Annotated in this window: 8 protein-coding genes; 4 read left to right on the top strand and 4 right to left on the bottom strand. The window is 63.9% G+C overall.

Annotated elements, in window-relative coordinates; genetic code table 11:
• Positions 1-133 precede the first annotated feature (133 nt).
• Both VNH11_05435 and VNH11_05440 read left to right on the top strand, forming a co-directional pair.
• Positions 134-451 carry a hypothetical protein gene (locus VNH11_05435; protein ID HVA45812.1) on the top strand — a complete coding sequence of 106 codons (318 nt, stop codon included), beginning with the start codon at positions 134-136 and terminating at the stop codon, positions 449-451.
• A gap of 74 nt (positions 452-525) precedes the next feature.
• A complete protein-coding gene (locus VNH11_05440) occupies positions 526-1,278 on the top strand; it encodes a PIG-L deacetylase family protein (GenBank protein HVA45813.1) in 753 nt (250 codons plus the stop codon).
• 3 nt (positions 1,279-1,281) lie between these two features.
• Here the strand turns inward: VNH11_05440 and VNH11_05445 are convergent, their stop codons facing one another.
• Positions 1,282-1,443, bottom strand: a complete 162-nt coding sequence (locus tag VNH11_05445) for a hypothetical protein (GenBank protein HVA45814.1) — start codon at positions 1,441-1,443, stop codon at positions 1,282-1,284.
• Between VNH11_05445 and VNH11_05450 the strand changes: the two genes are divergently transcribed.
• Positions 1,442-2,047, top strand: a complete 606-nt coding sequence (locus VNH11_05450; protein HVA45815.1) for a sigma-70 family RNA polymerase sigma factor — start codon at positions 1,442-1,444, stop codon at positions 2,045-2,047. The two genes, VNH11_05445 and VNH11_05450, sit on opposite strands and share 2 nt — an antisense overlap.
• A 240-nt stretch (positions 2,048-2,287) precedes the next feature.
• Here VNH11_05450 and VNH11_05455 read toward each other — a convergent pair whose 3' ends face one another.
• Positions 2,288-3,160 (bottom strand): ParB N-terminal domain-containing protein, encoded by an 873-nt coding sequence (locus tag VNH11_05455; GenBank protein ID HVA45816.1) that lies wholly within the window; start codon positions 3,158-3,160, stop codon positions 2,288-2,290.
• A 433-nt stretch (positions 3,161-3,593) separates the two neighbouring features.
• On the opposite strand from VNH11_05455, the gene VNH11_05460 reads away from it, so the two are divergent.
• A complete protein-coding gene (locus VNH11_05460; GenBank protein ID HVA45817.1) occupies positions 3,594-6,740 on the top strand; it encodes a serine/threonine-protein kinase in 3,147 nt (1,048 codons plus the stop codon).
• 599 nt (positions 6,741-7,339) lie between these two features.
• Here the strand turns inward: VNH11_05460 and VNH11_05465 are convergent.
• On the bottom strand, positions 7,340-8,065 hold the full coding sequence (locus tag VNH11_05465; protein HVA45818.1) for an NF038129 family PEP-CTERM protein: 726 nt from the start codon (positions 8,063-8,065) through the stop codon (positions 7,340-7,342).
• 93 nt (positions 8,066-8,158) lie between these two features.
• A partial coding sequence (locus VNH11_05470; GenBank protein HVA45819.1) for a hypothetical protein occupies positions 8,159-10,841 on the bottom strand: 2,683 nt, incomplete at its 5' end.

Here is a 10,841-nt window from a genome sequence, read left to right on the forward strand (position 1 = left end):
AACTTCCCGCCTGAAATCATTCCCGCCTTGTCGTTCTGCCTTCGGTCCCGGTCGCGATAGCGACCTCAAGCTGGTCTCATCACGAATCATCGTATCCCCCGGGGCTTTTCAAAACCAATCGGAGGTATACGCCATGACGTTCAAAGTGCGCTGTCCGAACGGCCACAAGTTGCGTTTCGACCCCAAGCATACCGGTAAGGAGGGCATCTGCCCCAAGTGCCAGACGAAAGTCACGCTCAAGCCACACCCGGTTTCGGACACGTCGATTCTGGCCGTGTTGGGCGATGCGCCGACCGACCGCTCGGTGATTACGCGCCCCGCCGGGCCTTCCGCGGCGGCCCCGGCGCCTGGACGAAGTTGTCCCCGTTGCCGCACGCGAGTTACGGCCGCCTACCAGCTTTGCCCGAGTTGCCAGACCTACCTGCCCCCCTCGTGCCGCAACGATTTGTGATGACGGCCATCAGTGCTTGATCGGCGCGCGGCGTGCCTCGATAATCATTCGGACACCCCGGAGTGGCCCGTATCATGGAACCGCTGTCTCGTCGCCAATTACTGGCCGGTTCGGCGCTGCTGGCGGGCGGGGTCCAGGCGGCTGCCGCTCACGGCGCGGAGCAGTCGCCGAGTCGAAAACTGAAGGTGCTGGTGGCCGGCGCGCATCCCGACGATCCCGAATCGGGCTGCGCGGGCACGATCGCCCGCTATGCCGACTTGGGCCACGAGGTGGTAGTCGTCTATTTGACGCGCGGCGAGGCGGGCATCAAAGGCAAATCGCAGCAGGAGGCGGCGGCCATTCGCACCGCGGAGGCGGAGAAAGCCTGCCGCCTTCTCGGCGCTCGACCGCTCTTTGCCGGCCAGATCGACGGCGCCACGGAAGTCTCGCCCCAGCGCTACGACGCCTTTCGCAAGCTGATCGCCGCCGAAAAACCCGACGTCGTGTTCACGCACTGGCCGGTCGACACGCACCGCGACCACCGCGCTTGTTCGCTTTTGCTTTTCGACGCCTGGCTCAACACGGGCCGTAGATTCAGTCTTTATTACTTCGAGGTCGATCTCGGCGGGCAGACGCAGTGCTTCCGCCCCACGCACTACGTCGACATCACCGCCACCGAGCCGCGCAAGCGGGCTGCCTGCCTGGCCCACGAAAGCCAGCACGCGGCCACCGGCTTCTATCCGCAGTATCACGAAAAGATGCACCAGTTTCGCGGGATGGAAAGCGGCTACAAGCTGGCCGAGGCGTTCGTCCATCACGATCCCAGCGCGCTCGGGGGGCTGCCGTAACACTCACTTTTCGTCGGCTTTCGGCTGCGGCGCTTTGTCGCCTTTCGGTTGCGGCGCGACGACCGGCAGCTCAATGGTCGTGGGGGCCACGCGGCCATTAGGCCAGGCGTACTGCAAACGGCGGTATAGGTAAACGGCCTCGAAGATACAATAGAATGCGTCCATGGCCGAACGTCACGATCCAAATCGCGAAGTCACCCAAGTTCTGGCGGCCTTGTCGGCGGGCGAGCCGCAAGCCGCCGAGAAACTGTTGCCGCTGGTCTACGAGGAGCTGCGCCGTGTGGCGGCGGCGCAATTGGCCCACGAGCGGCCGGGGCAGACGTTGCAAGCCACGGCCTTGGTTCACGAAGCCTATCTGCGGCTGGTGGCGGGCGGCGCGGATTCGTGGGACAATCGCCGGCACTTTTTCGCCGCCGCGGCCGAAGCCATGCGGCGGATTCTGGTCGAACGGGCACGACGCAAGCGACGCCTGCGTCACGGCGGGGGTCAACACCGAGTCGAGCTCGACGCCGATGAAATACCGATTGAAGAGCCCTCGGTCGATCTGCTGACGCTGGACGAGGCGCTCGATCGGTTGGCGGCCGAAGATCCGCAAAAGGCGGAACTGGTGAAGCTCCGTTTCTTTGCCGGTTTGAGCGAGCAGGAAGCCGCCGACGTCTTGGGCATTTCTCGGGCCACTGCCGCGCGGCATTGGGCCTACGCGCGGGCCTGGCTCTTCGACCGCTTGCGCGACGACGAGTCGGAGACAAAAGGAGACATGAGGTCTTAACAATGATACTATATCTGGTATCATAACTTGGGCCGACGCATCAAGGCAAGGGCAATATGAAAAAGAGCTCGAACGTGACGAGAAAGTCAACGTCCGCGAACAAATCGCGCACCTTGTTGGTGAAAAGCCGCGAACTGTTGTCTTATGCTCGGAAAGTTGCTGAGGCAACTGACGACTGGATGCAGGTCTTCAACGCCGTCTATGCGCCGGGTGCGATGTACGGAAAGCTGTTCAGGCCGGCTAGCCCGCGATCGCCGCCACGCTTGACTGAATGCGGGCTCGCGGCGCGGCGCAGACGTAACCCAACTCGCGGCACGCCGCGCAGCCGGCGCCGCCGCATTGATCGCAGCGGGCGCCGGGCTTGGCGTCGTCGAGCAGTTGCTCGGTCCGTTTCAACTGGTCCTGATAAAGCTCGAGCTGCGGAGCAAAATAGCCGCCGCCGGGGCCACGGGCCAACTTCTCGCCGAGGCGGGCGGCGTCGTTGAGCCGAGCCAGACAGACGTCGAAGGCCGACGCCGACTGCAAGGCCGCCTCCACGCGATCGACCGCGGCATCGGTATGGCCGGTTTGTTGGCGGTTGGCGGCCCGCTGCGGATAAAATTTGCCGTCCCTGCCTTGTATTACCGCCGGCCCGGCAAGACCCCCCTTTTGAGACGTGTCAACGGTTGACACCTGACATCGAATTGACGACACAAACTGGTGGCTGACGCCGGCCATTTCGGCGATCCAGCGGAGGCCCTTCGTAGTCCAATCCGCGTCGGCCAGCAGGATTTCGACGGCGCGGCGTTTGTCGGCATTCGTGCGGCGCAGCCCGTGCGTGTGATTGGCGCGCACGGCGGCCAGCAGCGCGTCGCGATGCGAACCGCTGCGGACCTGGCACAGCGCCTCGGTGCGGCGGTTCTTCTTCAGCGCGTGCCAGCGGTGAAAGCCATCGACCAGCCAGTAGTTCTCGCCGTCGTGAAAGACCCACAGCGGCGGCAAGTAGACCTGATTGTCCATCAGCGCCGCGTAGTCGCCGACGACATCCTCGTCGATCGCCTCGCGGATTTGCGTCCCGCCGTCGAGACGGATGTGATCCAACGCCAACACCACCAGATCGCATGTTTCGGACATGACTCGACTCCTTCTAACGTGAACATTGTGAACATACTACACTTATAGTTTCATGTATACTGACTGTCAGTTCACATGTCAACTGGCGCGACAAAGAATTTTTGGCGACGTGGAATTGCTTTCGCCAGGCCGGGATGCAACGCGGCGAAGCGATTTCGGGCGCGCGGTTGCCGCTCGCCCTCCACACGCCTTAACACGCTGAATGGCAAGAGGATGCGCGGCACGTGCCGGCAGTGAAGAGGGCGGCCTTCGGGGCGGCATATCGGTCGAAGCCGTGATTTCGCAATTTACATCGGTCGGCGGTAAAATAGGATTGCGATGAGGCGCGCGGCTGGAAAACGTCGCATGGATTGGTAGGGTGGGCCGGCGCTCGCAAGCTCGCTGGTCCCACCCTACAAGATGCATGCTACGCGCACACTCGGAAAGCCATACCATGTCGAACGAACCCAACCCCTCGTCCCCATCGCCCAGCGGCGTCGCGGCCCAAACGCTCGATCCGCAATCGGTCGAAGGCATCTTCATCGAGGCCCTGAGCAAAGAGGCCGGCCAGCCGCGCAACGATTTCCTCGACGCGGCTTGCCAGGAAAACGCCGAACTGCGGACACGAGTCGAAGCCTTGCTACGTGCCTATGACGACGCGGGCAGCTTTTTGCAGCAGCCGGCCGGCGATTGGCGAAATCCGCCCGTCACCGCGGCGGCCGGTTCAGCCACGGCCGAGGTTGACGAGCGCGGCATCCCCCGCGGCCTGCTGCGGCCCAGCGACCAGCCGGACTCGCTGGGCACGATCGGCCCCTATCAGGTCCGCGAGCTGATCGGCCGCGGCGGCATGGGCATCGTGCTGCGGGCATTCGACGCCAAGCTCAACCGCATCGTCGCCGTCAAAGTGCTGGCGCCCGAGCTGGCGGCGCAGCCCACCGCGCGGCGCCGCTTCTTGCGCGAGGCACAAGCGGCTGCGGCCGTCACGCACCCGCACGTCGTCACCATTCACGCCGTCGATGAAGACGAGTGGCCCTATCTGGTGATGGAGTGCATCGACGGCTGCTCGTTGCAAGACAAGATCGAACGCACGGGCACGCTCAAGCTGGCCGAGGTGTTGCGCATCGGCACGCAGATCGCCGAGGGCCTGGCCGCCGCACACAAGCAAGGCCTGATCCATCGCGACGTGAAGCCGGCCAACATTCTGCTGGAAAACGGCGTCGAGCGGGTGAAGATCACCGATTTCGGCCTGGCCCGCGCGGCCGACGACGTGACCATCACGCGGCCGGGAGAAATCTCCGGCACTCCGCAATACATGTCGCCCGAACAGGCGTCGGGCCAGCGCGTCGATCAGCGCAGCGACCTGTTCAGTCTCGGTTGCGTGCTCTATGCGATGTGCGCCGGCCAGCCTCCGTTTCGCGCCGACAGCATGGCCGCCATCGTCAAGAAGCTCTGCCACGACGCTCCGCAGCCGCTGCGCGAGATCGACCCGCAGGTGCCCGAGTGGCTGGCCGCCACCATCGATCGACTTTTGGCCAAAGATCCGAACCAGCGGATTCAGACCGCCGGGGAAGTGGCAAAGCTGCTGGGCGACGCCTTGGCGCGGCTGCAAGCCGGGCAGTCGGCGCCCGCAGTGGTTCACGCTCCAACGACTTCCAGCCAACTGGTCGACGCCCCACTTTGGGCACCTGCCTGGCTAATCGTCGCGTTATCGGGACTCGCTGGATATTGGTTTGGCCGACTGGTGCCGATGCGCGCCGGACGTAACGAAGGTTGGTGGTTCATGTCGGCGGTTGTGGTTGCGGCGATGCTGCTGTTCTCACAAGTTCGAGGCAGGCGGAGGGCATCAGCAACGCTTTCGGCCATCTTTGTGGCGGTCGGGATCATTGCGTTCTTGGTGGCGGCCGGAATTGGCCACGATGAATTATTCCGCCACGGCTTCGAGCCCGGTTTTCCCGATTGGCTGATCGTCGCCGCAAACGCATTGGCAGTTTATGCCGCCTGGCGCTACCGCGGTCAGGCACGCGCTGTTGCAGGAGAAAGGGCGATCAGCGCCTCGGCCGGTTCATGGTTGGGATCCATTAGCCGCTCGTCGACGACATCCCGTAAGGAAGATTTGCCAAAGACTCAGCTCCACATGCCTTCTCTGAGCGCACAACCCTGGAAGCTGGCGGGTTGGCTCGTCGTCGCGCTGTTGTCGTTGGTGCTGCTGGTGCCTGTTCTGGTTGCCATCGGGTTGATCGTGCCCAAGTTTCAAACCCACCAGGCGCAGCAGTACGCACAAGCCTGGCAGGCCGCGGCAAGCCATTTGACGATGACGTTCGACGAAGACCTGCCGATCGTCGACGTCCAAATCGACGGCGCCTCGTCCGGTCCGATCGAAATCAGCCCCATCGAACGGCTTGTGCCGGCCGGGCCGCACACGATCACCGTCATCTATAGCCACGGCGACCGCAAGCGCAGCGTGCGTCAGACAGTGGACCTTGCTCCCAGAGAGGAGCGGACGCTCGACCTGACGCCGCTGGTACTGGCCGATAGGAAGGATCGCGGTCAGCCAAAGAAAGGAACCGAAACACCGGCGGTTGCGCCAAAAGTCGTGCAGGCTCTTCGTCCCAGCGACAAACCCATCTCGGCCGGTGCGAAATGGGTCGGCGAAGAGCTGGAAGTGACGGCCGCCGAGGCCGGGCCGGTGCGCCTGTTCGAGGTGCCCCTGGAGCGGATCGATCAAGCGGTCATCCTCTACCGTTTCCGCGTTAAGGCCGACGACGTCCCTTCGAGCGCCTACCCCGAAATGTGGACGCATGTCGCTGGACTCGGCGAGTTCTTTTCCCGCGGCCTCGACCAGAAAGTGCGCGGCAGCAACGATTGGATGACCATCGAAATCCCGGCCTTCCTGCAGAAAGACCAGTTCGCCGACCTCGTGAAGCTGAACCTGGTGTTTGATGGGCCGGGCAAGGTCCGCATGACCGACATCCAAGTGCTGACGACGCCGTTGCCCGGGGAAGCAATGGCTCCCGGAACGCAAACGGACGAAGTCTCCACGCCGTCGGACGCGAAAGACGCCGACATCGTGTGGGGCCGCCCCGCCGAACGGGCACAGCTTGGCTGGCGGATTCAACCGAAGAAAGAAACCTATCGGTCCGGCGAGGTCATTACGGTAAGCTTGTTTCTCCGCAACATCGGAAAGGCGCCGATTAGTTCCGCCATGCCGCGGACGGAAATCCTCGAAAAACTTGATCTCGACATCGACTTGCGTGATTCCAACGCCATGAAGTTGCCATGGAGGTGGGGGCCTGCCCACAAGAGAGCCGAGGAAGTGTCTGGCGCTTTTTCGGTAACCTTCGGTCCCAATGTTCCCTACGTGCTTCCGCCTTTTATCGTGGCCATCGGCAAACGTCCTCAACCGGCCCTCGGCCGCTCCGAGACGATCATGGTTGAGCTACTGGAGACGTCCGACATCCCTGGGGTGGGGCTGAAGATCGACGAGTTGACCAGCCAGCCATTGAGCCTGGCCTTCAAGCTTTCGTCGATCGGCATGGCCCGCGGCGACGAAGAGGAACTCGAAAGCGCACCGTTCGAATTCCGAGTGGCCAGGTCGCCGTAGACTGCATGAATCAACTCGCGGGATTAGTTGTTTCGCGGTCTTTCATCGGTTCCGCCGCCGCTGGTGCTTCAGACAGTTCCCAAGGCCAACTCGCCGGATCCTGCCGATAGAAGTCGCGCAGGATGGCATGCTTCGCCTCCTGGAAATGGAGACCTATAAACCACGCTTCGACGGCCGCTCTGAATAGCGTACTCGCCCACGCGACGCGATGTAACTCTGTCGGCCGCTGGCGTTGTTCGATTCCTCGCGCGTCAGCCGCGTAGCGGCGAGATAATTTAGCCGTGGGCGCGAGCCCACGGTACCGATGCGGTAGATTAGGCAAGCCGCGTAGCGGCGACAGAGGCATCGCACCACGCGCTCTGTCGCCGCTACGCGGCTGCGCGGATCGTTGGCGTCCCTCCTCCGTGGACTCGCGCCCACGGCTATACTCTAACGTCCCTACGGGACTGGGAAACCATGGTACGCTCCTATTTCTGCGCGATCAGGCGGGCGGATGATGAGCCGCATTTTGGGCCGCGCGACGTAGAAGCAACTTCGCAGTCCGCGCATTCCGCCTTCAATTTGACGGACAAGAATGGCAATCGGCCCCGCGGTTGATTTCAACGGACCTGAACTACCGGCCCCGCGCCGCCTTTGTGGCCGGCTTGGCGTTGCCGACGGCGGCCGACAGCCAGCCCGACGAGCCCGAACGCCATAAGTGACAGCGTCGACGGCTCGGGGACGGCGCCCGACGGGCTTTGTAAGACGGGAGCGAACGGTTGCGATTGACCGCTCACGGTGCCGCCAGTGTCGGTGGACACGGTCGGGGGGTAGCCGGTAATGTCAATCGATAAAATCGCCGACGTATCAGGAGCGAAACTATTGATGTCGGAAAACACCGTGAAACTGAATTCGTCGGGCGTGGTCATCTCGGCGGTGGTCACATTGTTGGTCGTCAGGTCGAGCATAAAGCTGATCTGGGCGCCCGGCGTGAACACCTGATTGAAGTCGTCGAGAGTACCGGCGTCGCCGATGATCAGCGGGGCACTGCTATCCAGGTTGCCGGTGACCTGTCCAGAGGTGCCGATCATCGTGTCGTCGAGCGATCCGCCGCCGAGCATGAAGTCACTGATCGTGGCCGTGTTGTTGTTGACGTCGCCGGAATTGTCGTTGAGCTGGAAGTCAACCAAAAACGGCGCGTCGGCGGGGTTGTTGGCCAGCAGAGCGCTGGTGTCCAAGGTCACCGAATAGACCACGTCGGCGCGGGCGGCGAGCGCCGTCGACCAGACCAGCCCCAGCGCGGCGATCGCTCGAAATACAATTCTTCTCATCGTGTATGTCCTCATTATGGATTACGCTCCAGCGTAAGCCGCGGTGATGTCCAAGTCAACGATTTTGTGGGTTACAAAGGCTAAAATGGTCAGTCGTGCCACGCATGCTCATAGGTTCTGCCAGACCTGGGTGCCGTAACTGAACTGGCCAAGGGTCGGATCTTTGAATGAAAGCACGACGCTCACGCTGCCGCCGGGAGGTAGCATGCCGGCTGCAAGATTGATATAGGGATTCCCGTTAAAGGTGCCGCTCTCATTGGCCAGCGTGGCATCGCTGGAGAGGTTGGTCAGCACCAGGGCCAACGGGCCAGTTAGAGTGTTGCCGCTCGTGTTCTTGATCGTGATCGTTTGGATGAAGATGTGACGGAACATGTCGTAACGGACGCCGGTGCGAGTCACCGACACGTCCGACGTCACGTTCGTCGGCCCGGCGCTGACGACGGTGGCCGTGTCGGACACCGTCGCGGCCAGTGCGGCGTCGTGCTTGATGGTCACGCTGGCCGTGAACGTGCCGGCGTCGGCGTAGGTGTTCGTGCCGCTGACGGTGAACACGCCGCTGGAGTCCGGCCCGCCGATCGTGCCGGCCGACGTGTGGCCGTCGCCCCACACGATGGTCGCGCTGTAATCGGTCAGCGCGTCCTCCGCTCCGCCCGGATCGGTGAACGTCGCCACGGTGACCGTGGCCGGCGTGCCTGCCGTCGCCGAGATCGACACCGAACTGGGGCTGACGCTCGGATCGCTCACCGTGGCCACCGGATGCACCGTGGCCGTCGCCGCCGCGTCGCTGATGACCACCGACATCGTATACGTCCCTTCTTCCGCATAAACGTGGCTACCGGGCACGCCGAACGTGCCGCTGCCGGTGATTTGCGGCATCGCCGTGGCCGTGGTGCCGTCGCCCCAGTCGATGGTGGCGGTATAGTCGCTGGCCGTGCCGCCGGGGTCGCCGTCGGTGAACGTGGCCACCGTGGCGCCGAACGTCGTTCCCTCCGTCGCGGTCACGTTGGTGGCCGTGGCGCTGAGCGCGGCGTCATTGACCGTCGCGACCGGCTTGACGGTCGTCGTCGCTCCGCCCGCGTCGCTGATGACGACCGTGAGCGTGAAGCTGCCTTCCTCGGCGTAGTCGTGGATGGCGGGCACGCCAAATCCCGGCGCGCCGGGACCGCTGCCGGTAAGCTGCGCCCCGGTAATCGTGGTCATGGCGGTGTTGTCGCCCCAGTCGATGGTGGCCGTGTAATCGCCCGCCGTGCCGGCCGGGTCGGCGTCGGTGAACGTGGCCGCCGTCCAGCTCACCGTGTGCCCCTCCGTCGTCGTCACGTTCGAGCCCGTCGCGCTGAGCGCCGCGTCGCTTACCGTGACCACCGGCTTGACGATCACGGAGGCGGCGCTGTCGTGCGCGATGGTCACGGTGGCCGTGTAGGTGCCTTCTTCGGCGTAGGTGTTCGTGCCGCTGACGGTAAACACGCCGTCGGAAACGCTGATGGCGCCGGGCGACGTGTTGCCGTCGCCCCACAAGATCGTGGCGCTATAGCCGGCCGTGCTCTCGGCCCCGCCCGGATCGGTAAAAGTGGCCACGTTCACGTTCGCTTGCGCGCCTTCAGCGGCGGCGATGGCCACCGCCGTGGCGGCGACGCTCGGGTCGCTAACCGTGGCTTGCGGCTTGACGACGACCGCGGCCGCGGCGTCGTGGGCGATGGTGACCGTGGCGGTAAAGGTCCCTTCTTCGGCGTAGGTGTTCGTGCCGCTCACGGTAAACACGCCGTCGGAAACGCTGATGGCGCCGGGCGAGGTGTTGCCGTCGCCCCACAAGATCGTGGCGCTATAGCCGGCCGTGCTCTCGGCCCCGCCCGGATCGGTAAAAGTGGCCACGTTCACGTTCGCCGAGGCGCCTTCGGTGGCGGCGATGGCCACCGCCGTGGCGGCGACGCTAGGATCGGTCACTGTGGCTACCGGGGCGACCGTCGCCGACGCGCCATCAGCGGTGTCGTTGATCACCACCGAAAGCGTGTAGTTTCCCTCCTCGGTGTAGGTGTCGGTGCCGCTGACGGTAAACACGCCGTTCGTGTCGGGACCGCTCACGTTGCCGGGCGAGGTGTTGCCGTCACCCCACAAGATCGTGGCGCTGTAGACGCTCGGTTTGGCGTTCAGATCGGCATCGGTGAATGTCGCGACGTTCCCGCTGAATGTGTTTCCTTCCGTCGCGCTGACGGGCGAGGCTGTGGCGGCAAGCGAGGCGGCCGCGACGGTCGCCGTCTCGGTCAGCGTCGTCGTCGCGCCGCCCGCGTCGCTGATGACGACCGTCAGCGTATACGTCGCCGGCGACGCATAGTCGTGGCCGCTCGGCACGCTGAACACGTTGTTCGACTCCGTAATGTTTGCTCCCGTGACGGTGGTCAGTGCCGTCTTGTCACCCCAATCGATCGTCGCCGTGTAATCGGTATTGGTACCCGCCGGATCGTCATCCGTGAGCGTGGCAACCGTCTGGTTGAAGTTGGAACCCTGAGTCGCGTTGATGGCGGCGGCGGTTGCGTGCAATGCCGCATCGCTAACCGTGGCTTGCGGCTTGACGACGACCGACGCCGCGGCGTCGTGGGCGATGGTGACCGTGGCGGTGTAAGCGCCTTCTTCGGCGTAGGTGTTCGTGCCGCTCACGGTAAACACGCCGTTGGAAACGCTGATGGCGCCGGGCGACGTGTTGCCGTCGCCCCACAAGATCGTGGCGCTATAGTCGGCCGTGCTCTCAACCCCGCCCGGATCGGTGAAGGTGGCCACGTTCACGTTCGCTTGCGCG

This window comes from Pirellulales bacterium (assembly GCA_035533075.1).
Classification (GTDB): Bacteria; Planctomycetota; Planctomycetia; order Pirellulales; family JAICIG01; genus DASSFG01.

What these genes read in the sequence shown, in the direction of transcription:
- VNH11_05435 (HVA45812.1), top strand. Translation starts at nt 134, where the DNA reads ATGACGTTCAAAGTGCGCTGTCCGAACGGCCACAAGTTGCGTTTCGAC.
- VNH11_05440 (HVA45813.1), top strand. Translation starts at nt 526, where the DNA reads ATGGAACCGCTGTCTCGTCGCCAATTACTGGCCGGTTCGGCGCTGCTG.
- VNH11_05450 (HVA45815.1), top strand. Translation starts at nt 1,442, where the DNA reads ATGGCCGAACGTCACGATCCAAATCGCGAAGTCACCCAAGTTCTGGCG.
- VNH11_05445 (HVA45814.1), bottom strand. Translation starts at nt 1,443, where the DNA reads ATGGACGCATTCTATTGTATCTTCGAGGCCGTTTACCTATACCGCCGT.
- VNH11_05455 (HVA45816.1), bottom strand. Translation starts at nt 3,160, where the DNA reads ATGTCCGAAACATGCGATCTGGTGGTGTTGGCGTTGGATCACATCCGT.
- VNH11_05460 (HVA45817.1), top strand. Translation starts at nt 3,594, where the DNA reads ATGTCGAACGAACCCAACCCCTCGTCCCCATCGCCCAGCGGCGTCGCG.
- VNH11_05465 (HVA45818.1), bottom strand. Translation starts at nt 8,065, where the DNA reads ATGAGGACATACACGATGAGAAGAATTGTATTTCGAGCGATCGCCGCG.